The sequence below is a fragment of the Rhodococcus sovatensis genome (assembly GCF_037327425.1).
In the GTDB taxonomy this organism is placed as follows: Bacteria; Actinomycetota; Actinomycetes; order Mycobacteriales; family Mycobacteriaceae; genus Rhodococcoides; species Rhodococcoides sovatense.
Genome location: NZ_CP147846.1, coordinates 3,993,129 through 4,016,416, shown reverse-complemented (window position 1 = coordinate 4,016,416; position 23,288 = coordinate 3,993,129). Strand labels below are relative to the sequence as shown.

At 62.8% G+C, this 23,288-nt stretch carries 22 protein-coding genes; 11 read left to right on the top strand and 11 right to left on the bottom strand.

Going from position 1 to position 23,288, the window contains the following annotated elements:
- Position 1: 1 nt before the first annotated feature.
- Genes hsaC through WDS16_RS18675 form a run of 3 tightly spaced genes read left to right on the top strand, consistent with a single transcriptional unit; the run spans position 2 to position 2,018 of the window.
- The gene (gene hsaC, locus WDS16_RS18685) at positions 2-901 is read left to right on the top strand and encodes an iron-dependent extradiol dioxygenase HsaC (RefSeq protein ID WP_338886695.1); all 900 of its coding nucleotides are present in this window, start codon (positions 2-4) and stop codon (positions 899-901) included.
- Positions 901-1,452, top strand: coding sequence for a 3-hydroxy-9,10-secoandrosta-1,3,5(10)-triene-9,17-dione monooxygenase reductase subunit (hsaB, locus tag WDS16_RS18680; protein ID WP_338886694.1), 552 nt, complete (start codon positions 901-903; stop codon positions 1,450-1,452). Before hsaC ends, hsaB begins: the two co-directional genes overlap by 1 nt.
- A 20-nt stretch (positions 1,453-1,472) precedes the next feature.
- Positions 1,473-2,018, top strand: coding sequence for a GNAT family N-acetyltransferase (locus tag WDS16_RS18675; protein ID WP_338886693.1), 546 nt, complete (start codon positions 1,473-1,475; stop codon positions 2,016-2,018).
- Here WDS16_RS18675 and WDS16_RS18670 read toward each other — a convergent pair.
- Positions 2,005-2,673 (bottom strand): acetoacetate decarboxylase family protein, encoded by a 669-nt coding sequence (locus WDS16_RS18670; protein WP_338886691.1) that lies wholly within the window; start codon positions 2,671-2,673, stop codon positions 2,005-2,007. The two genes, WDS16_RS18675 and WDS16_RS18670, sit on opposite strands and share 14 nt — an antisense overlap.
- The gene (locus tag WDS16_RS18665; RefSeq protein WP_338886690.1) at positions 2,670-3,479 is read right to left on the bottom strand and encodes an SDR family oxidoreductase; all 810 of its coding nucleotides are present in this window, start codon (positions 3,477-3,479) and stop codon (positions 2,670-2,672) included. Before WDS16_RS18665 ends, WDS16_RS18670 begins: the two co-directional genes overlap by 4 nt.
- Before the next feature lie 90 nt (positions 3,480-3,569).
- On the opposite strand from WDS16_RS18665, the gene dinB reads away from it, so the two are divergent.
- Positions 3,570-4,799: a DNA polymerase IV gene (gene dinB / locus WDS16_RS18660; protein WP_338886689.1), complete on the top strand. Its 1,230-nt coding sequence runs from the start codon at positions 3,570-3,572 to the stop codon at positions 4,797-4,799.
- Here dinB and WDS16_RS18655 read toward each other — a convergent pair.
- Positions 4,785-6,182: a cytochrome P450 gene (locus WDS16_RS18655; protein ID WP_338886688.1), complete on the bottom strand. Its 1,398-nt coding sequence runs from the start codon at positions 6,180-6,182 to the stop codon at positions 4,785-4,787. The two genes, dinB and WDS16_RS18655, sit on opposite strands and share 15 nt — an antisense overlap.
- A gap of 86 nt (positions 6,183-6,268) precedes the next feature.
- Here WDS16_RS18655 and WDS16_RS18650 point away from each other — a divergent pair, with 86 nt between their 5' ends.
- Positions 6,269-6,844, top strand: coding sequence for a TetR/AcrR family transcriptional regulator (locus tag WDS16_RS18650; protein ID WP_338886686.1), 576 nt, complete (start codon positions 6,269-6,271; stop codon positions 6,842-6,844).
- Between the two features lie 21 nt (positions 6,845-6,865).
- On the top strand, positions 6,866-7,141 hold the full coding sequence (locus tag WDS16_RS18645) for a DUF2277 domain-containing protein (protein WP_338886684.1): 276 nt from the start codon (positions 6,866-6,868) through the stop codon (positions 7,139-7,141).
- 3 nt (positions 7,142-7,144) lie between these two features.
- On the opposite strand, the gene mraY is transcribed toward WDS16_RS18645, so the two are convergent.
- The gene (mraY, locus tag WDS16_RS18640; protein ID WP_338886682.1) at positions 7,145-8,221 is read right to left on the bottom strand and encodes a phospho-N-acetylmuramoyl-pentapeptide-transferase; all 1,077 of its coding nucleotides are present in this window, start codon (positions 8,219-8,221) and stop codon (positions 7,145-7,147) included.
- Between the two features lie 177 nt (positions 8,222-8,398).
- Positions 8,399-8,818 (bottom strand): helix-turn-helix domain-containing protein, encoded by a 420-nt coding sequence (locus WDS16_RS18635; protein WP_338886680.1) that lies wholly within the window; start codon positions 8,816-8,818, stop codon positions 8,399-8,401.
- Positions 8,819-9,186: 368 nt separating this feature from the next.
- Between WDS16_RS18635 and WDS16_RS18630 the strand changes: the two genes are divergently transcribed.
- On the top strand, positions 9,187-9,861 hold the full coding sequence (locus tag WDS16_RS18630) for a hypothetical protein (RefSeq protein ID WP_338886678.1): 675 nt from the start codon (positions 9,187-9,189) through the stop codon (positions 9,859-9,861).
- Here WDS16_RS18630 and WDS16_RS18625 read toward each other — a convergent pair.
- A complete protein-coding gene (locus WDS16_RS18625; RefSeq protein ID WP_338886676.1) occupies positions 9,858-10,988 on the bottom strand; it encodes a steroid 3-ketoacyl-CoA thiolase in 1,131 nt (376 codons plus the stop codon). The two genes, WDS16_RS18630 and WDS16_RS18625, sit on opposite strands and share 4 nt — an antisense overlap.
- A 176-nt stretch (positions 10,989-11,164) precedes the next feature.
- Here WDS16_RS18625 and WDS16_RS18620 point away from each other — a divergent pair, with 176 nt between their 5' ends.
- Positions 11,165-12,433 (top strand): cytochrome P450, encoded by a 1,269-nt coding sequence (locus WDS16_RS18620; protein WP_338886675.1) that lies wholly within the window; start codon positions 11,165-11,167, stop codon positions 12,431-12,433.
- Between the two features lie 136 nt (positions 12,434-12,569).
- On the opposite strand, the gene WDS16_RS18615 is transcribed toward WDS16_RS18620, so the two are convergent.
- Genes WDS16_RS18615 through WDS16_RS18600 form a run of 4 tightly spaced genes read right to left on the bottom strand, consistent with a single transcriptional unit; the run spans position 12,570 to position 16,620 of the window.
- Positions 12,570-13,433, bottom strand: coding sequence for a TIGR03619 family F420-dependent LLM class oxidoreductase (locus tag WDS16_RS18615; RefSeq protein ID WP_338886674.1), 864 nt, complete (start codon positions 13,431-13,433; stop codon positions 12,570-12,572).
- Positions 13,430-14,599 (bottom strand): thiolase domain-containing protein, encoded by a 1,170-nt coding sequence (locus WDS16_RS18610; protein WP_338886673.1) that lies wholly within the window; start codon positions 14,597-14,599, stop codon positions 13,430-13,432. The genes WDS16_RS18615 and WDS16_RS18610 overlap by 4 nt, the downstream gene beginning before the upstream one ends.
- Positions 14,600-15,649, bottom strand: a complete 1,050-nt coding sequence (locus tag WDS16_RS18605) for a thiolase domain-containing protein (RefSeq protein ID WP_338886672.1) — start codon at positions 15,647-15,649, stop codon at positions 14,600-14,602.
- Positions 15,650-15,660: 11 nt separating this feature from the next.
- Positions 15,661-16,620 carry a Zn-ribbon domain-containing OB-fold protein gene (locus tag WDS16_RS18600; protein WP_338886671.1) on the bottom strand — a complete coding sequence of 320 codons (960 nt, stop codon included), beginning with the start codon at positions 16,618-16,620 and terminating at the stop codon, positions 15,661-15,663.
- Positions 16,621-16,687: 67 nt separating this feature from the next.
- On the opposite strand from WDS16_RS18600, the gene WDS16_RS18595 reads away from it, so the two are divergent.
- Entirely contained in the window at positions 16,688-17,713 is a 1,026-nt protein-coding gene (locus WDS16_RS18595; RefSeq protein ID WP_338886670.1) for an LLM class F420-dependent oxidoreductase, read from the top strand.
- 24 nt (positions 17,714-17,737) lie between these two features.
- A complete protein-coding gene (locus WDS16_RS18590; protein ID WP_338886669.1) occupies positions 17,738-19,294 on the top strand; it encodes an acyl-CoA synthetase in 1,557 nt (518 codons plus the stop codon).
- A gap of 29 nt (positions 19,295-19,323) precedes the next feature.
- Here WDS16_RS18590 and WDS16_RS18585 read toward each other — a convergent pair whose 3' ends face one another.
- Positions 19,324-20,487, bottom strand: coding sequence for a globin domain-containing protein (locus WDS16_RS18585; protein WP_338886668.1), 1,164 nt, complete (start codon positions 20,485-20,487; stop codon positions 19,324-19,326).
- A 199-nt stretch (positions 20,488-20,686) separates the two neighbouring features.
- Between WDS16_RS18585 and clpB the strand changes: the two genes are divergently transcribed.
- Positions 20,687-23,233, top strand: coding sequence for an ATP-dependent chaperone ClpB (gene clpB / locus WDS16_RS18580; RefSeq protein WP_338886667.1), 2,547 nt, complete (start codon positions 20,687-20,689; stop codon positions 23,231-23,233).
- Positions 23,234-23,288: the final 55 nt, after the last annotated feature.

Sequence of the window (23,288 nt, the reverse complement as noted above, 5' to 3'; positions counted from 1 at the left end):
AATGGGAATCCGTTCACTGGCCTACATGCGCATCGAGGCCACCGACATGGACGCCTGGCGGCAGTACGGCCTCAAGGTGCTCGGCATGGTCGAGGGTAAGGGCGTCGTACCAGGTGCCCTGTACCTGAGGATGGACGACTTTCCGGCTCGTCTCGTCATCGTGCCGGGGGAGAAGGATCGCCTGCTCGTATCCGGATGGGAGACTGCGAATGCCGCCGAGCTGCAGTCCATTCGAGATTCCCTGGACGCAGCGGGAGTTCCGTACAAGGAGGGAACGGCGGAGCAGGTCCAGGATCGCCGCGTCGACGAGCTGATCGTGTTCGAGGATCCGTCGGGCAACACGCTCGAGGCGTTCCACGGTGCGGCGCTGGAGCATCGGCGACTTGTGAGTCCGTACGGACACAGGTTCGTGACGGGCGAGCAGGGTCTGGGACACGTGGTGCTGTCGACGGACGACGACGAAGTCTCACTGCGGTTCTACCGGGATGTCCTGGGATTCCGCCTGCGTGACTCGATGCGTCTGCCACCTCAGATGATGGGCAGGCCAGCAGACGGCCCGCCTGCGTGGTTGCGGTTCTTCGGATGCAACCCGCGGCACCATAGTCTGGCATTCCTGCCGATGCCGACTCCCAGCGGAATCGTCCACCTGATGATCGAGGTGGAGAATTCCGACGACGTGGGCTTGGCGTTGGATCGCGCGCTGCGGAAGAAGGTACCGATGTCGGCGACACTCGGCCGCCACGTCAACGATCTGATGCTCTCGTTCTATATGAAGACGCCTGGTGGATTCGACATCGAGTTCGGCTGTGAAGGACGGCAAGTCGAGGACGATGCCTGGGTCGCGCGCGAAAGTACAGCCGTGAGCCTGTGGGGACACGACTTCTCGGTCGGGATGAAGTAATGACGTTCGATCCCCGCACGTTCCGGACCACGCTCGGCCAGTTCTGTACCGGGATCACTATCGTCACCACTGTCGACGGCGATGATCCTGTCGGGTTCGCCTGCCAGTCCTTCGCGGCGCTCTCGTTGGAACCACCGCTCGTACTGTTCTGTCCGACAAAGGGTTCGAGGTCGTGGTCGGCAATCGAGAAGTCGGGACGCTTCGCCGTCAACGTGCTCGGTGAAGACCAGCAGGACACGTGCGCCAGGTTCGGCTCGCGGGAGCCGGACAAGTTCGCCGGCGTGCACTGGAGTCCGTCGGAACTGGGCTCGCCGATTCTGTCCGGATCGCTGGCGCACGTCGATTGCACGGTCGAGACTGTTCACGATGGCGGTGACCACTTCATCGTCGTCGGACGCGTCCATTCCCTCGGTGAAGTCCGCGGCGAACGCCCGTTGTTGTTCTACCGAGGTCAGTACTCCGGCATCGAGCCGGACAAGACTGTTCCGGCGCCGTGGCGCAACGATCTGGAGGCGTTTCTGACGGCCGCTTCCTCGGATACTTGGCTGTGATGGGACTACCGTGATCCTTCGTGATCACTTTTCGTCGTGTCGTCGAAGCGGACTTCCCGCTGATCGCTGAGTGGCTGTCACAACCCCACGTCGCGCGCTGGTGGAATCAGGAATTCACCGCGGAGGCGGTCGAACGAGACTTCGGGCCGGTCGCGCGCGGCGAGGAACCCGCCGAGGACCTTCTGGCATTCGAGGACGATGTACCGTTCGCGCACGTGCAACGGTGTAGGTGGAGCGACTACCCGGAGGAGCTCGACGCCATTGCACAGTTCGTCGAGATGCCCGACGAGGCAACGACGATCGACTACCTCATCGGGGACGTCGCTCAAACGCACAAGGGTCGCGGAACCCGCCTGATTGCGGCGCTCGTCGAGGACACATGGAATGCGTATCCGGCGTCGAACACGATCATCGTTCCGGTAGTTGCCGGCAACCGTGCGTCGTGGAGGGCGTTGGAGAGGGCAGGTTTTCGACGCGTCGGCGAGGCGCAATTGGCGGCCGACAATCCGATCGACCCGCCGTTGCACTACGTTCAGCGGATCGACCGTCCGGTCATCGGATCCTGACGGCGTCCCCGAATTCCATACGTAGAGAGGGCATATGCGTCGTCAGCAGTGCGTGTCGCGAGATGTCCAGCTGACGTAGCTCGGAAGCGAGCGGACCCTCGCCCAGGGTGAGTCGAGCGCCGCCCGGCCTCGTCCTGACTGTTCCGGGTGTCATCGTCCAGCTCGTGCTTCGGGTGACGCCGTCGAGACACGAGTAGGCATCGAGCGGCCGAGCGAATGCGCGGCCGGGGGCGGGCAGACCCGCACCCAGCTCGAGTCGGAGAATCTCCCGACCGTCCTGACTCAGTCGGCCGTCGAAAGTCGAACCGTACGAGGCGTCGAAGTCCGCCAGTTCCTTCGGAAATCCCCAGATCTGTCGGCCCGCCGCCATCGTGAAGTCGCCGTCGACGGGCAGACGATGGATGAGTACCCCCGTCGAAGTGGGGAAAATGACGCCGAATTCGTTGTACGGCCCGAGATCTCCGTCCTCGTAGCGCACGAAGATGAGCGCGCACAGCCCCCGCCCAGGCCGGAACGTGCGGATCTTCAGTCCCGCGTAGTCGATAGATCGTTGTGCGCGTGCTGCATCGACGGAGAACAACGCCATCGCGGACCTGGCGCTGCGGACGTGCACCGGCATCTCGATGCGCTGTCCGAGCACGGTATGCGAGGTCACGCCGTCACACCTCTGAGGCCGTCGGCGCCGAAGACTTGCTCGAGCATCGACGTGTAATCGGGTCCGCGGCGCAGGCTCTGGCCGCCGTCGACGTTGATGATCTGGCCGGTGATCCACGAGGATGCCTCGCCGAGCAGGAATATCGCGAGTGCGGCGATGTCCGATACCTCGCCGACGCGATTCAACGGCGTGCACTGCAGGTAGTCGTCGAGGATCGGTCCGCCGTCGGTGATCAACGCGACGAGATCCGTTCGAGTCAGACCTGGTCTGATGCCGTTGACACGGACGTTGCTCGCCCCGAGTTCGTCCGCGGCGAGTTTCACGAGATGGTCGACGCCGGATTTCGACACCCCGTATGCCCCGAACCATCGATGGGTGTTGTTGCTGGCGATGGACGATATCGCCACGAACGATCCGCCACCGCCGCGCACGAGTTCGCGAGCAGAATGCTTGAGCGTCAACATCGTTCCGGTCACGTTCAACTCGACGGTGCGGCGCCACGCCGCCGCATCGATCTGTGTCACAGGTGCAATCGTTTCGTTGCCGCCTGCGCAGGCGACAACGCCGTCGAGCCTGCCTGTGTGCGAGGTCGCGAAAGCGACAGCATCGACGACGGCATCCTCGTCGGTGACGTCGGCAGGGAAGGTTCGCAACGATGTGGCTTCGGCCGCGTTCTCGAGCTTGCTCTTGGTACGACCGACGATGGTGACGGTCGCGCCTGCGTCGGCGAGCGCGGTGGCGATGCCGAGCCCGATGCCGCTTCCCCCTCCTGTCACGAGGATCGACTTTCCTTCGAATTCGGTCATTGCTGCCTCTCGTAGGGTCTGCAGTCCATAATAGGAACATGTTCTAGTTTGGGGTGAGGTTTCCGCGGGCCGGGAGTGGAGTCTGCGGACATGTCGGCTGAAGGTGTCGTACCCGCGTGGGAGCATCGACCGGTGATCATGCATGCCGACCTGGACTCGTTCTACGCGTCGGTCGAGCAGCGGGATGACCCACGGCTACGAGGGAAACCCGTGCTCGTCGGCGGCGGAGTCGTGCTTGCAGCCAGCTACGAGGCCAAGGCGTTCGGAGTCCGCACTCCGATGAGCGGATCCCAAGCCAGAGCGTTGTGTCGACATGCGATCGTCGTCCCGCCGCGGATGGACGCCTATATCGAAGCCAGTAAGGCTGTCTTCGAGATCTTCCATGACACCACCCCGCTCGTGGAGGTCATCTCCGTCGACGAGGCATTTCTCGACGTCACCGGCCTGCACAAGATCCGGGGTACCCCCGTCCAGATTGCTCGGCGACTGCGCCGAGAAGTCAAGGATCGTGTCGGGCTCCCCATTACTGTGGGAATTGCCAGCACCAAGTTCCTCGCCAAGGTGGCCAGTGCCGTCGGCAAACCGGATGGGCTGCTGCTCGTCGAACCTGGCCGTGAACTCGAATTCCTGCACCCTCTGAAGATCGAGCGGCTCTGGGGTGTCGGCAAGGTCACCGCCGAGAGGCTGCATGCGTTCGACATCGTCACAGTCGGCGACATCGCTGCACAGTCCGAGGCATCGATCGTGTCGATCCTCGGAAAAGGCGCAGGCCACCATCTGTACTCGCTCGCGAACAATCGGGATCCCCGACGGGTGCAGACCTACCGCGGCCGCAGTTCCATCGGTGCCCAGCATGCGCTCGGACGAGGTCCGACGTCGCCGAAAGATGTCGAGGTGTCGCTCATTGCGCTGGTCGATCGTGTCACCCAGCGCATGCGGGCGGCCGACCGGACGGGCAGGACCGTCGTGCTCAGGGTCCGATTCGCTGATTTCACGACGATCACTCGTTCGCACACCCTGAACCGAGCCACGGCGGACACGCAGGATGTCCTCGATGCAGCGCTGACGTTGCTTCGTGACGTTGCGTCGTTGATCGCAGATCAGGGCATCACCCTCGTAGGTGTGACCGTCGCCAACATCGAGCGAAGCGGGGCCGAGCAGCTCGAGCTGCAATTCGAGCAGCGACAGGATGCGCCGAGTGCGTCAGCGCTCGACCTTGCGCTCGACGGCGTACACAGCAAGTTCGGAAAGAAGTCGCTGACGAGAGGTGTTCTGCTGGGCCGTGATTCGGGCCTTTCGGTACCGCTACTTCCGGACTGAGACGGACAGTTCGAAGTTCTTCGGCATCAGTGTCAGCCGTTCCTCGATCTGCAGTCGGTACGACGGGTCAGCGGAAAACTCGAACTGTTGCAAGATCGTCCCGATCACCAAGACGGCTTCGTGAATGGCGAATTGTCTTCCGATGCACGCTCGTTCGCCTGTTCCCCACGGCTTGTAGACATGCCCGGGACGGGCTCGGACGGCTGCCGACAGGAAACGGTCGGGGTCGAATTTCTCCGGGTCCTCGCCCCACACCGGATCGCGGTGCAGTCCGGGAATGAGCACGAACGCCCAGTCACCCTTCTTCATCTCGTGGAATCCGCCGATCACGGTGTCCTCCCGCGCCTCGCGTGCGAATGCGGGCGCGGTCGGCCACAGGCGCAGCGTCTCGTCGAGGATGCGTCGGACGAGTCTGAGCTTGGGAACCTTTTCGAAGGTAGGTGTGTCGGAACCCCATACCTCGTCGACCTCTGCACGGGCGGCGTCGAGGATATGCGGATTCTGCGCGAGGTAGTAGAGAGCGAAGGACAGCGCCCCCGAGGTCGTCTCGTGGCCGGCAATGAGAAAGGTCAGAATCTGGTGCCGAATGTTGATCTCGCTCAGCGCATTCGGATTCGTGGAATCACGGGCGGCATCGAGCATGATGTCGAGCAGATCGGAGGTGCCGGTGGCGGCCGGCGAGGCGGAGTCGCGGCGGGTTCTCACGATGTCGTCGAGAACCTCTGCGAGGTAGCGCTGATTCTCCGCGTTCGTGCGGTCTGCCTTGCGGAACACAATGTTCGCGAGCCACGGTATCGGGATGATCTCGCGACGTTGGTTGTGCGAGAGGACCCCGACCATGGCGTCGACGAAGGGGTGTGGGGTGTCCCGGGTGAACGAGTCGAAGGAGTAGCTGAACCCGGTTCGACCGATCGTATCGAGAGTCAGTTTGGTCATATCGGAAGACACGTCGACGGTGCTGTGTGCTCTCCAGTGCGCGACGAGGTCGGATGCGACGTCAACCATGATTTGGTGGTAGCTACGCATGGCGCTCTGGGCAAATGCGGGGCGCAGCAGATCGTGTGCCTTGTGCCAGTTCGGCTCGTACGAGTGGGCAGTGAACAGGCCGTCTCCGCCGATGGACCGGAGGCCCTCGATCGCGGGGGAAATGTGTTTGACGAACCTGTCTTCGTCACACAGTTCGCCGGCCAGGTCGGCGCCCGACACCAGGACGTACCGACGCCCCAGGACGACGCGTTCGAAGATCGGGCCCAGCTCTCTGGACAGGGCAATCGAATCCTGGACGGGTGTCGACGCGTGCACCCCTACGACATCGCCGAGAAACGGCAACCGTCTCGGGGGATGCGGCAGTGCCGAGGTCCGGGGAGCGACGTCGGTGACCATGTCAACCTCTTCGTTCGTTACTGAACGCCAATTCAACAACGAACGTACTCGCTACTGAATCCATGTCAAGTAGCATTGGCCGGGATATGACCAGCCCCCGAAAACGCTTGTCGCCGGACGCGCGAAGGACTCAGCTCCTCGACATCGGTTCTCGCCTGTTCGCCGACAGGCCGTACGAGGACGTCTGGATCGAGGAGGTCGCCGACCTCGCGGGAGTCTCCCGCGGGTTGATGTACCACTACTTCGCGTCGAAACGCGATTTCTTCGCGGAGATCATGAAGGTGGAGTCCGCGCGGATTCTCGACATCACGGCACCCGACACGTCACTGCCGGTCACTGAACAGGTCGCCGCGGGTCTCGACGCCTACATCCGATACACGGTCGAACACGAACACGGAGTGCGGGCGATCAATCGGGGAGCGATGCTGGGTGACGCGGAAATTCAGGCGATCTTGACTGCAGAGCTCGAAGTGCAGCAAGAACGCATTCTGGCCGCGTTGCCTGCCGGAGTGCGCGAGGACGAAATCACCAAGACGGCGCTTCGTGGGTGGGTCTCGTTCGTTCGGGCGGTGTGCATGGATTGGTTGGATCGTAAGTCGATCACGGAGGCCGACGTCAGAGACCTGTGTCTTCGTGCGCTCGAGGGGCTGCTCGAGACGTGAGGGAGGGACTATCGTGGCGGCATGTGCCGAAACATCACCACCCTGCGCGGGCTCGAACCGCACGCCACAGACGAGGAGATCGAAGCCGCCGCGAGGCAATACGTGCGCAAGATCAGCGGTGTTCAGAAGACATCCGACGCGACTCGTGATGCCTTCGAGATCGCCGTCGCCGAAGTGACCGCGACGACCCATCGATTGCTGGACGCACTCCCGGAGCGCAGGCAGCCTCCGCCGACGGTTCCGCCGCTCCGCAGACCGGAAGTTCAGGCGCGGATCGCAGCGAAAGCAACACCCTGACAGTCAGCCCACCGCGGCGAGGTACTCGCTGTAGAACAGGGCCATGCCGAGTGCCGATGCGATGGCTGCAAGCAGCCACAGTCGGATGATGACGGTGGTCTCGGGCCAGCTCGCCAATTCGAAGTGGTGATGGATGGGCGCCATTCGAAACACGCGAACTCCGTTGGTCCTGAATACCGCAACCTGAATGACCACCGAGGAAATCTCGGCGACGAACAGAGCGCCGATCACCACCGCGAGCAGCTCGGTCTTGGTGACGAGTGACAATCCTGCGAGCAAGCCGCCCAGCGCGAGTGAACCGGTGTCACCCATGAATATTTTCGCCGGCGCGGCGTTCCACCACAAAAATCCGATACAGGCTCCGGCCGCCGACGCGCACACCAGAGCAAGATCGAATGGATCGCGGACGTCGTAGCAACCCAGTCGTGGGTCTGCCGAACAGGATTGCCGATACTGCCAGAAGGTGATGACGGTGTAGGCGCCCAGCGCGAGGGACATCGAACCGGCAGCGAGGCCGTCGAGGCCGTCGGTGAGGTTGACGGCGTTGGACCACGACACGATCAGGATGCAGCAGAATCCCACGAAAACGAGTGTCGGCATGTACGCGATCGCCAAGTCTCGCACGTACGACAGATGCCTGCTTCCAGGTGTGACACCACCATTGTTCGGAAACCGCAGCACTAGGACCGCGAAAACGACTGCTGCAGTTATCTGTCCGGCGTACTTCGCCTTGGCGGTGAGGCCCAGGCTTCGGTTCTTCGTCAGTTTGACGTAATCGTCCGCAAACCCGACGAGACCGAGGGCGGTTGTCAGTCCGAGCACCAGAAGCGCCGACGCCGAGGGGCCGTCGACGTCGTAGCGGATACCGAGCACGTGAGCGCCGCCATAGCCGAGCCACAGCGCGGCGAGGATGGCGATGCCGCCCATTGTCGGAGTTCCGCGCTTCGACTGATGGCTCGCAGGACCTTCCAGCCGAATTTCTTGGCCAAGTCCCTGCTGTGAAAACTGCTTGATCAGGAGCGGCGTCAGGAGAATGGACACTAAAAATGCGACACCGCCGGCCGACAGGATCAAGATCACCGCGGCGAATCCATTTTCTCGTTCTCCCCCTGCTCGTGTTCGGTGTCTCCCGCGACACTGTGCCAAACACCGACCGCTGTCGCTTTCGATCCGACTAAAAGGTAGTCGACCCGTGACCGGCGGCGGAGTTCAAAGGCCGTGGGCTATCGCGTGGCTATTGCGCGATGGCGCCAGAACTCACCTAGTGCTGTCGGGGGGGACCTCCGGCAATCCTTCGCTTGCGCGTAGTTTTTCGGCCATCGAACTGAGAAGATTCTGCGATTCCTCGGACAGATCGAACGCGCGAGTCGACAGCCGCCGAAGGCCGTAGCCTTGCAGCTGAGTCACGAGTTCGAGATCCGTCTCGATCTGCGCGGCGTAGATGTCGTCGAAAAAGTAGTCGGGCTTGACCTTGAAGAATCGCGCGAGTGCCGCGACGGTCTCCTCCGACGGGTTCGTCCTCTGCCCGGAGCGCAGCTGCGAAATGTACGGTTTCGAAATCTGGTATCCGCCCTCGGCCAAAGCCTCGGCTACCTCGGCGTTGGTATGGGGCTTGCGGCCGGGTGGGTGCACCTTGTCGAACAGCGTGTTCAGCCGCGAGGCGAAGTCTGCAGGCATCGGGATCTACTGGCACCCTTCTCGGTCCACCCGAGCCGTACTCATGTTGACCCGGGAATGATAACGAGTAGGTAACCATATTCGGCGGTGGCCGGTTGGTTCGACCCGCCAAGGGGGCCACGCGGGCCGTTTGTGCTCCCGCATCCGCGAGTAGGTCGACCGGTCGGCCTGTTTTCGGGCTCGACGCGTCATTCGCCCGACCGACACGCAGGGCGTCGAGCAGATTCGGTCCTTCTGTGCGGTTGCTGAAAGTTAGCCCTTCCGGTCTACTGGTGGGTGAAAAGCGGCTGTCCCGACAGAGGCTTTCGGCGAGTGGCTGTCGATGAATGGCTTTCTGTGGTGTGGCGAAATGGGATGCGGGGGTGCTCATGAACGACAATCGCCGTCGAACGTTCGAAACCGGTGGTGGTGGGATCGAGGTCGTGTCCCCCCTAGTGCGGGCAGTTCTGTCCTACGCGCCGTGCGACGAACGCGAACCGATGCTTCCGACCGAGTGGATCGAACTGTCGGACGAGGTTGCCGGGCTGGTAGACGATGAACCGTCAGTCCGACTGCGGCTGAGTTGTGCGCAGCAACTCGGTCGCGGCGTGCCCGGCCCCTTCGGATCGATGTTCTACCCCGGTGACCACTTCGAGGTCATCGTGCCGTGGCGCAGCGCCGAGCAAGGTGCGCTCCTGATGATCAACATGCTCGACGCCTCGGCGCCGAGCAGATTCGAATTCGACACCGAACTCCCGGCCGGATGGAGTGTCCGAGTCGAACGCGATGGATCGGTCTCGATGGTCGACGACCACGGGGTGCCCCGAATCTTCATCGGCGCAACGTGGGCGCTCGACTCGCGGTCCGCTCGTGTCGGGACGCGATATACCTGCGAGCAGGGGAGACTCGTTCAGAACATCGACGTATGCGTCGAAACTTCGTTTCCCGTGCTTGTCGACCCGGATCCTGATGCGATCTTCACTCCCGACGGCTTCCTCGTCACCGACACCTGGGAACCACGCTTGATCCCCGACGAGACCGACATAGTGGTCGGCGACGCCTAGATTCGCTCGATGATCGTGCCGGTGGACAGCGCGCCACCCGCACACATCGTGATCAACGCGGTCGAGGCGTCGCGCCGTTCGAGCTCGTATAGAGCAGAGGTGATCAATCTCGACCCGGTACTGCCGACGGGATGCCCGATCGCGAGTGCGCCACCATTGACGTTGACCTTGTCCATATCGGGCTTGTGTACCGACGCCCAGGACAGCGGAACCGATGCGAACGCTTCGTTCACTTCGAAGAGATCGAGGTCCCCGATCTTCATGCCGCTCTGCTCCAATACGCGAGTTGTTGCCTGTACCGGACCGTCCAGATGGAACTCGGGTTCGGCGCCGACCAAGCACTGCGAGACGATCCGAGCTCGCGGGATGTATCCCAGCGCTCGGGCGCGGTCCTCGTCCATCAAAATCACGGCGGCGGCGCCGTCGGATATCTGCGAGGATGTTCCGGCGGTGTGGAGACCGTCCTCCATGACGGGCTTCAATCGCGCCAGCGATTCGGCGGTGGTATCGCGGAGTCCTTGATCCCGTGTGACGACCTCGTCGCCTACCCGGGTTGGAATTACCTCGCGGTCGAACCGGCCCTCGTCCCACGCCCGTTTCGCGAACGCTTGCGATCTGACTCCGAGGGACTCCAGGTCCGCGCGGCTCAGGCCGCGGCGTCGGGCAATGCGTTCGGCCGCTTCGAACTGATTCGGGAGGTCGATGTCCCACGAGTCGGGGCGTCGTGGACCTGCGTTCTCGCCGACGTTGGCGCCCAACGGCACACGACTCATCGCCTCGACTCCGCAGGCCATGCCGGCGTCGATCGCGCCGATGGAGATGAGGCCGGCCACAAGGTGATTGGCCTGCTGCGCCGAGCCGCACTGGGCGTCGACCGTCATACATCCGCTTTGCCACGGTAGACCCGCGTGAAGCCAGGCTGTCCGGGTGATGTTGTTGGATTGTTCGCCCGCCTGGGTGACGCACCCGCCGATTACCTGCTCGACATCCTCGGCGGCGATCCCGAGCCGATCGATTGCGCCACGTTGGACGACACCCAGTAACTCGGCGGCATGGAGTCCGGACAACCAGCCTCCTCGCTTGCCGATGGGAGTGCGCACTGCTTCGACGATGACGGGATTGCCCACGGTGGGCTCCTTTCTAGTCACCATGAAAGTAGAACATGTTCTCGAAAGATGGCAAGTGATTGCCTTCCCAGTGAGGCGGGGTTGTGCTTGAATGAATCTAGAACGTGTTCCACAACTGTTCGCCCCTAGCCTGGTCCGGCTTGCGGAGTGACCGAAAAGACTGTCAGGAGAACCCAGTGACAGATGTACACCAGGACGTTGCGCGTCCCGATCTGCCCGAGGGCTTCGACCCCACTGATCCGGGCATCTACGAACAACGGATACCGGTCGAAGAGTTCGCGGAGCTCCGTAAGACGGCACCGATCTGGTGGTGTCCGCAACCACCGACTGTCGGCGGCTTCGACGACGACGGATACTGGGTGGTCACCAAGCACGCCGACATCAAGGAGATCTCCAAGCGCAGCGACGTGTTCTCGAGCTTTGAGAACACCGCGCTGCCACGGTTCAACGACGACATCACCCGCGAACAGGTCGAGCTTCAACGCTTCGTGATGCTCAATCAGGATGCGCCGCAGCACACGAAGACGCGAAAGCTGGTGTCCAAGGGCTTCACTCCCAAGGCGATCAACGGCTTGCGCGAGGAGTTGGAGCGGCGTGCGAACGAGATCGTGAAGAATGCCGCGAAGAACGCCACGGGTGACTTCGTCACCGAGATCGCATCGGAGCTGCCGCTGCAGGCGATCGCAGACCTGATCGGCATTCCCCAGGAAGATCGACAGAAGATCTTCGACTGGTCCAACGAGATGACGTCCTACGACGACCCGGAATTCGACATCGACCCGGTCGAGGCGTCCACCCAAATCCTTGGCTACGCCTATCAGATGGCCGACGAGCGACGTAAGTGCCCGAAAGACGACATCATCACCACCCTCATCAACGCCGATATCGACGGTGACCACATGGCCCCGGAGGAATTCGGGTTCTTCGTCATCATCCTGGCGGTGGCCGGCAACGAGACGACCCGCAACGCGATCACTCACGGGATGGCCGCCTTCATGGACAATCCGGAGCAGTGGGAGCTGTACAAGAAGGAGCGTCCGGACACCACCGCCGACGAGATCGTGCGGTACGCAACTCCGATCGTCGCTTTTCAGCGGACGGCCAAGGAGGACTTCGACCTCGGGGGTACGACGATCCAGGCCGGTCAGCGAGTGGCGATGTTCTACAGCTCTGCCAACTTCGACGACGAAGTATTCGAGGATCCGTACAAGTTCGATATCCTGCGAAACCCCAACCCGCACGTAGGATTCGGCGGTCACGGTGCGCACTACTGCATCGGTGCGAATCTTGCTCGCATGGAGATCAATTTGATGTTCAATGCGATCGCCGACCACATACCCGATATCTCCAGGCTCGGCGATCCGCGTCGGCTGCGATCGGGTTGGCTCAACGGGGTCAAGGAGTTCCAGGTCGACTACACCGGTAAGTGCCCGGTCCAACACTAGCTCTTGTTCGCCACTGGCGGCTCCGCCGCCGAAGGCACGGGGCGGCTCCGCCGCCAGTGGCGCGGTTAAGTGTCATGGAGTGCACTTAACCGCGCCACTGGGGCTGGAGGCCCTTACATCACTGGGCCGGAGGCCTTCAGTGAATATAGATCTCGGCGAACTTCCGCATGGAGTCCTTCTTGGCTTCGAGCGGGCCGTCGAATCCGATGCCGTCGAAGATCCAGGGCACGGTGATGATGTCGGTAACGCCTGCCTCCTCCAGCTCGGCGTACCCGTCCTTGCCGAATCGGTCGATGCACACCGTCTGAATCTCGTACGGCTCGTCGGCCTTCCCGTACTCCGCGCGTAGCTCCTTCAACCGGGCGATGACGGACACCAGATCGTCGAACTTGATCATCGCCGACGTCCAACCGTCTCCGACACGCGCTGCTCGCCGCAACGCGACGTCGGTGTGGCCGCCCACGTAGAACGGAACCGGTTTCGTCGGCGCAGGACTCATCTGCAGCTTGTCGAAGTCGTAGAACTCGCCGTGATGCTCGACCATGCCGCCGCCGAGGATCGACTTGATGACCTCGATCATCTCGTCGACGCGCTTCCCACGTTTGGCGTAGGGCACTCCGCACCATTCGAATTCCTCAGGTGCCCAACCGATGCCGACGCCGAATCCGAACCGGTTGCCGGTCAACGCGGCAACCGATCCGACTTGACGTGCCAGGAGTACTGGATTGCGCGAACCCAACTTGAGCACCTGGGTGTAGAACTCGATTCTCGTCGTCACCGCACCCATCGCGGCGGCCGCGATCAACGGGTCGACCCACGGAGTCTCTTCGTTCCACATCCGCGAACCGTCCGGCGTGTAGGGGTAGTCCGCGGACTGAGTTTGCATGTAGAACAACGAATCCGGAAGTGCAATCGAGGTGAAGCCACACTCCTCCGCGGTCTGCGCCAGTGCTGTCAGCTCGTGCAACGGTGTCATCGCGATTCCGACGGTGTACTTCATGGCTGCTCGCTCCCTACTACCCACATCGAAAAGTACTGTGACCCTCCGCCGTACGCGTGACCGAGGGCCTTCTTGGCGTTCTCGACCTGGTGATCGCCCGCGCGCCGCATTACCTGCATCGCGGCTTCGGCGAATCGAATCATCCCTGACGCGCCGATCGGATTGGACGACAACACACCGCCGGAACAATTGACCGGCAACCGTCCTCCGATGGCCGTGTCTCCTGCCTCGGTGAGCTTCCATCCTTCACCTTCGGCCATGAACCCGAGGTTCTCTAGCCACATCGGCTCGAACCACGAGAACGGAACATAGATCTCTGCGACGTCGATCTCCTCCAGCGGGTCGGTGATACCGGCCGACTTCCACAAAGCGGCCGCGGCGTCGCGTCCAGCCTGCGGGTTCACTTGATCTCGCCCGGCGAACGTCGTAGGCTCGGTTCGCATCGCCGTCGCATGAATCCAGGCGACGGTCTTCCCATCGGCCTCGCGTGCGCGCGCGGTCTCCTCGTCGCCGATGACTACAGCGCAGGCACCATCCGAGGACGGGCAGGTCTCGTCGTATCGAATCGGGTCCCACAGCATCTGCGATGCCTGCACCGATTCGAAGGTGATGTCGGGCTGCTTGAGGTGCGCGTAGGGATTGATGCTGCCGTTCAGTCGATCCTTGACGGCGACCATCGCACCGATGTGCTCGGGTGCGTGGGACCTGCGAATGTACGAGCGGACGTGGGGCGCGAAGTATCCACCCGCGCCTGCGCCGACCGGCATGTTGAACGGAACCGGAATCGACAACGCCCACATGGCATTACTTTCGGACTGCTTCTCCCACGCCACCGCGAGTACGCGTCGATGCACGCCCGACTGCACGAGTTGCGACGCCACCACCGCAGTAGATCCACCCACGGACCCGGCGGTATGGACACGAAGGAGCGGCTTGCCTGTAGCGCCGATGGCGTCGGCCATGAACAGCTCCGGCATCATGACGCCTTCGAACAGGTCAGGAGCCTTGCCGACGACGACCGCGTCGATATCGTCCCAGGTCACCTCGGCGTCCTGCATGGCACGGTCTATGGCCTCACGGACGAGCCCGGACATCGAGACGTCGTGACGCTTGGCGACGTAGTGTGTCTGACCGGTGCCGAGGACGGCGGCGGGGTGCTTGCTCACTTACTTTCCCTCCATGACGGCGACCAGATTCTGTTGCAGCAGAGGCCCACTCGTCGCGTGTGCGAGAACTCTGCTGTCCTTGCCGTCGAATATGCGAGTTGCGGCATGCCCGATGCGCTCGAGTCCTGCAGAGAACATGGCATTCCCGACGAGGGTGCCCCCGGACGGGTTCACCGTCGTTCCGCCTGGTAGCCACTCCGACAGAATCAATTCCTGATGTGTGAACGGTGCATGCAATTCTGCTGCCGAGATGCTCGACAGATCCCCGCCGGATGCCTTCAGTGCTGCGTTGTACGCAGAAGGTGCGGTCGTGAGGTCGCGAGCGCCGAAATTGGGGGAGTCGACGAGATGCTCGATCCCGGTGATCCACGCCGGGTTCTCTCGCAGCGAGCGCGCCCGGTCGCCGGCAGCGAGGACGATCGCCGACGCTCCGTCGGTCACGGGTGCGCAGTCGTGTGCACGAAGGGGATCGGCGATGTAGTCGGCGGCGAGCAATTCGTCGATGTCGAGGACGCCTGTGAGTTGCGCGAGCGGGTGCGCATTCGCCCGGTTGCGTACGGCGACCTCTGCCATCGCGCGTTCGTCCCACTTGCCGGCATCGATCCCGGCACGTGCTTGAATTCCGGCCAGCGACAGCGAGTCCGGCCACAGCGGCGCGACGAGATACGGATCGAGCTGCAGTGCGAGTACCTTCGCGAGCGTGCCGGCGGAGGACTTGCCGAACCCGTAGACGAGAGCTGTCTCGACTTCTCCCGTCATCAACTTGATCCACGCCTCATAGAACGCCCATGCCGCGTCCATCTCGACGTGTGACTCGTTGATCGGAGGTACCGCACCGATCGCATCGATGGCGGAGATGAACGAGAACGCTCGGCCTGCCAGGTAGTCGGAGGATCCGGAACACCAGAATCCTATGTCGGACTTGCTTATTCCAAGTTCTGAGTACAGCTGCTGAAAGCACGGAACCAGCATTTCGACACCATTGGTGGTGCCTGCGGTTTCCGCGACGTTGGGTGCCTGTGCGAAGCCCACCACTGCGATATCGGTCATTGCTCGCCTCTCTACAGGTGGTGCTTGTAGGTGTCGTAGTCCGCGTCGGGCTCACCCGTCGGGCGGAAGTACTCGATGTTCTCGAGCGTGTAGCCCCACTCCTCACGAGGCTTCCACTTCGCTGCCACACGCATTCCCATCCGCACTTCGGCGGGCTCGCACTCCAGGATCAGGTGCAGAAACGCGATGTCGGCGCCGTCGAGCAACACGTAGGCGGCAATGTAGGGCGGTTTGATGCGTTGCCCGAGGAATGGAACGTTGACGATGCAAAACGTCGTGACGGTGCCCGTGTCGGGGAGTTCGACCTGCTCTGCCGTCGGCCGCCCGTCAGTGGGGCTGGCGCCGCGAGGGGGTACGTAGACTTTGCCCTCTGCGTCGGTTCGGCCGCCGAGAATGCGGCCCTCGGCGAGCCCGCGCAAGTAGTAGCTTTCTTCGGCCGACGCGGAATGCGTGTACTGCAGCCGGACCGGGGTGGTGATCATGGCGACAGGCTCGGCACCGGGATCAGAACCGGAATCAGGTTGGTCGTTGCCCTCTCCAGGTTCGAAGAATGCTACGTCATGGATGTCGCCTACCCGATCCTCTGCCCAACGAGCGTGGACACGCATCCCCGTCGACATGTTCGCCGACGAACCGGCGTCGACGGCATGCAGTAGCGCAGTGTCGGCTCCGTCGAGCTGGATCAGGGCGAAGGCAAAGGGGTGATCGAGCGGCTGCCCTTCGTACGGCACAGGTACCCATGACCACGACACGACGGTGCCGGACGATCCGACGTCGACGAAATCGGTTGTCGGTTCTTTTGTGGCCGAGTCGAATTCGGGAGGTGGTACGTACACCCTCCCGTCGCTTCCGCGTCCGCCGATGATCTGTTTGCGGCGCAAGCCCGTCAAGAACTCTCCGATTGTGGGCCCGACCGAGCGGGTGTAATCGAAGGCGTTGTTCAGAGGTGCGCTGAGTGGTGTGTTCACCATAGTCACATTTTTAGTAGAACAGGTTCTTATTATGGTGGCAAGGGTGGTCTGATGGAAGGCGTGCGAAATGAAGTTCGGATTGCAGCTCGGATACTGGGGCGCGCAGCCGCCGTCGGGGGTCGGGGAGCTCGTCGACGCGGCGGAGTCGGCGGGATTCGACGCCATCTTCGCCGCTGAATCGTGGGGATCCGATGCATTCGGCCCGCTTGCGTGGTGGGGGTCGCGGACGACGACAGTGAAGTTGGGGACCTCGGTGGCGCAGCTGTCGGCTCGTACGCCGACGAGCTGTGCGATGCACGCGCTCACGCTCGACCACCTGAGCGGCGGCCGCGCCATTCTCGGCCTCGGTGTGTCCGGGCCGCAGGTCGTCGAGGGGTGGTACGGGCAGCCGTTCGCAAAACCATTGGCGCGCACGCGCGAATACGTCGACATCGTGCGTCAGGTTCTCGCGCGCGAAGCTCCGGTGACCAGCGACGGACCGCACTATCGGCTTCCTGCCGGCGGGACTGGACTGGGTAAGGCGCTCAAGCCGATCACGCATCCGCTTCGCGCGGACCTGCCGATTTGGCTGGGGGCGGAGGGGCCCAAGAACGTGGCATTGACGGCGGAGATCGCCGACGGTTGGCTTGCGATCTACTATTCCCCGCGGCTGGCGCCGATGTACGACACGTGGCTCGACGAAGGGTTCGCGCGTGCGGGAGCTCGGCGGACCCGGAAGGATTTCGAGATCGCCGCAACCTGTCAGGTGGTTCTCACCGACGACCGAGCGGCGGCAATCGCCGAGCTCAAGCCCACGATCGCGTTGTACGTCGGTGGCATGGGCGCACCGGAGCTCAACTTCCATGCGCAGGTCTACCGCCGAATGGGGTACGAGCGCGAGGTCGACGAGATCGGACGACTGTTCATGTCCGGCCGCAAAGCCGAGGCCGCGGCTATCGTGCCCGACGACATGGTGGCCGAGACGATGATCATCGGCGACGCCGACCATGCCCGTCGCGAAGTGAAGCGCTGGGAGGATGCCGGAGTGACGATGTTGTTGGTTACGGCGCGCACTGCGTCGGAAGTGACCGCCTTGGGGGCCTTGCTCAACTAGTAGAACACGTTCTAGATTGAGGGCATGACGACTGCGACGCGAACGGGTGGACTCTGGAACATCGCGGCCGAGGAGCCGGACCGGATTGCATTGGTCGACGCCGGCCAATCGGGTGGCGTGAGCTACACATACGGCGAGTTGGTCTCCGACGCCAACAAGTACGGTCGGGGGCTGCAGGACATGGGGCTGCAACCCGGCGACAGCGTGGTGATGATGCTGCACAACAGCGCCGATCTCGTAGCGTTCTACTTCGCAGCGTTCCAGACCGGTCTCTACATCGTCGCGGTCAACTGGCATCTCACCGGACCTGAGGTCGCGTACATCTTGAAGGACAGCGAAGCGAAAGCCTTTGTCGCATCGGAGCGTTTCGCCGACGCCGCTCGTCAGGCTGCCGACGAGGCAGGCGTCCCGGGCAGGTTCTCGGTCGGATCGATCGACGGGTTCACGCCGCTGCGCGATCTCGGCGGTTCCGACGAGCGACCCGACATTCTCACCGCCGGTGGACCGATGCTCTACACGTCGGGCACGACCGGAAAGCCGAAAGGTGTAAGACGCCCGCTCACCGGCGCAGATCCGGACCAGGTGCCCCTGGCGTCGAGCGGATTCTTCGGGATCTTCGGGATCAAACCGTTCGACGATCACGTCCACATCTGCGGCTCGCCGCTCTATCACACTGCGGTGCTGAATTTCGTCGCGATCTCGATTCAGCTGGGGCACAAAGTAGTTCTGATGGATCGGTGGGATCCGGAAGAGATGCTCGCGCTGATCGACCGGCATCGCGTCACGCACAGCCATATGGTCCCGACGCAGTTCCATCGACTGCTTGCATTGCCGGAGGAAGTCCGCGCGAAGTACGACGTGTCCTCGCTGCGGGTGATGATCCACGGAGCTGCGCCGTGTCCGCAGGAGGTGAAACGGCGGATGCTCGAGTGGTGGGGTCCGGTCGTCACCGAGTACTACGCGGCGACAGAGGGTGGGGGCACAGTCATTTCCGGTGAGGAGTGGCTGCGCAAACCGGGTTCCGTCGGCACTGCATGGCCGAATTCGGTGGTCAAGGTGCTCGGCGACGACGGCAGCGAGCTTCCCGTCGGTACACCCGGTCAGGTGTACATGCGGATGGGCGGGTCCAGCTTTGAATATCACCACGACAAGAAGAAGACCGCGGAGTCACGCGTCGGGGATCTGTTCACGCTCGGTGATATCGGCTACCTGGACGAGGACGGGTATCTGTTTCTGTGTGATCGCAAGTCCGACATGATCATCTCGGGTGGAGTGAACATCTATCCCGCCGAGATAGAAGGTGAGTTGATCACTCACCCGAAGGTGGCCGATGTTGCGGTCTTCGGTGTCCCGCATGCCGATTGGGGTGAGGAGATCAAAGCCGTCGTGCAGCCTGAGGTGGGCGTCGAGCCGAGCGAGGAGCTGACCGAGGAGATCATGGTGTTCGCGCGGGAGCGGCTGGCCAAATTCAAGCTCCCGAAATCCGTCGACTACACCGACGAGCTACCGCGCGATCCGAACGGAAAGCTGTACAAGCGCAAGCTTCGTGATCCGTACTGGCAGGGCCGCGCGAACATTTAGGGCGCGGAGCGCCCAGATGGACTGGCCGATTACAGCGGATCGTGCTGCACGTGCTGCATTGGAGTGCCGACTTTGCGCAGCGCGTAGATGGTCGTTCGAACCATGGACGGCGAGCCGCAGATCTGGATCTGGCGATCCGCCCACGATCCGAACTGAGTGACCACTTTGCCTATCGGTCCGTGCAGTCGGTGGTGCATTCCCCACGGCAGTTCGTGCGTCCCTGTGGTGTGCCACCAGGGGTCTTCTTCCTCCTCCGTGACCGGAACGACGGTTAGCCAGGGATTGGACAGCGACAGTTGCCACAAGGTGTGCATGTCGTAGAGGTCCCGCGGAAAGGTGCCGCCCACGAAGAGATGGACACGGGGATTGCGGCTGTATCGCGCCATCTCCATGATCTGTGCGCGGAGCGGCGCCAAACCGGTGCCGCCCGCGATCATCAGTACGTCGTCTCGGAGGCTGCGATCGACCTGTAGTCCGCCCAGTGGAGGGCTGATGGCCCAGCGATCGCCGACGACCGACTCGGTGACGATTGCTGGGCTGACCCAGCCACCGGACACGCGTCGGACATGAAATTCGATCTCGCCCTGAGGGTTGCACGGTATCGCTGGGGAGAGGTAGCGCCACAGTTTCGGACGCTGCGGAATCTGCACGCTGACGTACTGGCCGGGAAAGTAGTGGATGCCCTCGTCGACCTGAAGTCGAACGATCGCCAGGTCGTCGAGCACGCGCTGATGCTCGACGATGGTCGCACCCCAGTAGGGCGGAAGTTCATCGGAGTCCGCTGCGACGGCCATGTTGTCGGTGACGAATGCAAGGGTCCTGTGCCATGCGCCTTCTACCTCGTCCGTCCACACTTCGTTGCCGACGAAGTTGCGGAACGCTGCGATCAGGGCCGACCCACCTGCGCGGAAATGTGATCCGTCGATCCCGTGCTTGCGGTGATCGCGTCCGAGTTGTCGAAGAAACGACTCGACGCGGTCGTCCTTGTCCAGGTTGTCGAAGACGTACGCCAATGCTCGAACGAAGTGGTCCCGTTGCTCATCCATCGATGCGGGAAAGTAGGACCGAAACTCGGGATGCGCGACGAACAATTGGGCGTAGAAGGACCGCGCGAGGTGCGCCGGTCCGTCATCAGCCGCCAGAACGGACTTGAAACCGGCGCGAACCAGGGAAATAGTTCGCGCATCGAGCATCGATCAACCTCCGCCATTGCTAGACGGTTCCGAAGTAGACCGCCCGAGGGTATCGCGTTTGCACTCACGTGGCCATGCTGCTGCGAGTCGACCGGTGAAGGCTCCCGGCAATATTTCTTAAGTTGAGCGGAACAGACTCAACCTTTGTAACGTTGTACCCATCGACATGAAGTTCTTCTCCGCAGAAAGAAGGTGACCGGTGGACAGTTTCACTCCCACCACGAAGACGCAGGCTGCGCTCAGCGCAGCTCTGCAGGCCGCGTCCGCGGCCGGAAACCCGGATATCCGTCCGGCGCACTTGTTGGTGGCGTTGCTCGATCAGACCGACGGCATCGCCTCCCCGTTGTTGAAGGCTGTCGGCGTCGATCCAGCTGCGGTGCGCAGTGAAGCACAGACACTGGTCGACCGCCTTCCGTCCGCTACGGGATCGACGACAACGCCGCAACTCGGGCGCGAAGCACTCGCCGCGATCACCACCGCCCAGAGCCTCGCAACCGAGCTCGACGACGAGTTCGTCTCCACCGAGCACCTGATGGTCGGTCTTGCGACGGGCGACTCCGACGTCGCCAAGCTCCTGACCGGCCGCGGTGCAAGTGCTGACGAGTTGCGCGACGCCTTCCAGACGGTCCGCGGCAGCGCCCGCGTCACCAGTGCAGACCCCGAGAGCACGTACCAAGCGTTGGAGAAGTACAGCACCGATCTGACCGCGCAAGCGCGCGAAGGCAAGCTCGATCCGGTCATCGGACGCGACACCGAGATCCGACGCGTCGTACAGGTTCTGTCTCGCCGCACCAAGAACAACCCTGTTCTGATCGGCGAACCCGGCGTCGGCAAGACCGCCATCGTCGAAGGTCTCGCGCAGCGCATCGTCGCCGGTGACGTGCCGGAGAGTCTGCGCGGAAAGACCGTCGTATCGCTCGATCTCGGTTCGATGGTCGCGGGAGCCAAGTATCGCGGTGAGTTCGAGGAACGGCTCAAGGCCGTGCTCGACGACATCAAGAACTCCGCGGGCCAGGTCATCACGTTCATCGACGAGTTGCACACTATCGTCGGTGCCGGCGCGACCGGTGAGTCGGCCATGGACGCGGGCAACATGATCAAGCCGATGCTCGCCCGAGGCGAACTGCGGCTGGTCGGCGCGACGACCTTGGAGGAGTACCGCAAGTACGTCGAGAAGGACGCCGCGCTCGAACGTCGATTCCAGCAGGTGTACGTCGGTGAACCGTCTGTCGAGGACACCGTCGGAATCCTGCGCGGTCTCAAGGAGCGTTACGAGGTGCACCACGGTGTCCGCATCACGGACTCCGCTCTGGTGTCGGCCGCGACCCTGTCCGACCGCTACATCACCTCGAGGTTCCTCCCGGACAAGGCCATCGACCTGGTCGACGAGGCTGCGTCGAGGCTCCGCATGGAGATCGACTCACGTCCCGTCGAGATCGACGAGGTCGAGCGGGCCGTCCGTCGTCTCGAGATCGAAGAGATGGCGCTCGAGAAGGAGACCGACGAGGCGTCGAAAGCACGGCTGGACAAGCTACGCGCGGAACTCGCCGACAGCCAGGAGAAGCTGAATCAGCTCAGTACTCGCTGGCAGAACGAGAAGAATGCCATCGATTCGGTGCGCGTTCTGAAGGAGGAGCTCGAAAACCTCCGCGGCGAGTCCGAGCGTGCCGAGCGCGACGGCGACCTGGGCAAGGCCGCCGAGCTTCGCTACGGGCGAATCCCGACGTTGGAGAAAGAACTCGCGCAGAAGACCGAAGCCTCGCCGAAGCAGGGCGATGTCATGCTCAAGGAGGAGGTCGGCCCGGACGACGTCGCCGATGTCGTCGCAGCCTGGACAGGTATCCCCGCCGGCCGAATGCTGGAGGGCGAAACCGCCAAGCTCCTGCGTATGGAAGACGAGCTGGGCAAGCGTGTCGTCGGCCAGAAAGATGCCGTACAAGCGGTGTCGGACGCAGTCCGGCGGTCTCGTGCAGGCGTCGCCGACCCGAACCGTCCGACGGGATCCTTCCTGTTGCTCGGTCCCACCGGCGTAGGCAAAACCGAACTTGCGAAGTCGCTCGCGGACTTCCTGTTCGACGACGAACGAGCGATGGTTCGGATCGATATGAGTGAGTACAGCGAAAAGCACGCTGTCGCACGGCTAGTCGGTGCCCCTCCCGGCTACGTCGGGTACGAGGCGGGCGGTCAGCTCACCGAAGCAGTTCGCAGACGTCCGTACACCGTGGTGCTGTTCGACGAGGTCGAGAAGGCCCACCCGGATGTCTTCGACATCCTGTTGGCGGTGCTCGACGAGGGCAGGTTGACCGACGGGCAGGGCCGAACGGTCGATTTCCGGAACACGATCCTGATCCTCACCTCGAACCTCGGTGCGGGCGGATCGAAGGAGGAGGTGATGGACGCTGTCCGGCGTGCATTCAAGCCGGAGTTCGTCAACCGACTCGACGACGTCGTGGTGTTCGACTCGCTGTCGGAGGAGCAGTTGGAATCCATCGTCGACATCCAACTCGGCTTCCTGGCGAAGCGGCTGGCGACGCGCAGACTGACGCTCGACGTGACCTCGCCGGCGAAGTTGTGGCTCGCCGCCCGCGGTTACGACCCGCTCTACGGTGCTCGTCCGTTGCGCAGGCTGATCCAGCAGGCCATCGGTGATCAGTTGGCGAAGCTGTTGCTGGCCGGTGAGGTTCGCGACGGCGATGTCGTGTCGGTGAACGTCAGCCCGGACGGGGACGGGTTGGTCTTGGGTTAGCGTCCCGCTCCACACCCGCGCGAGAAACACCCGGTGTTTCTCGCGCGAGTGTGGA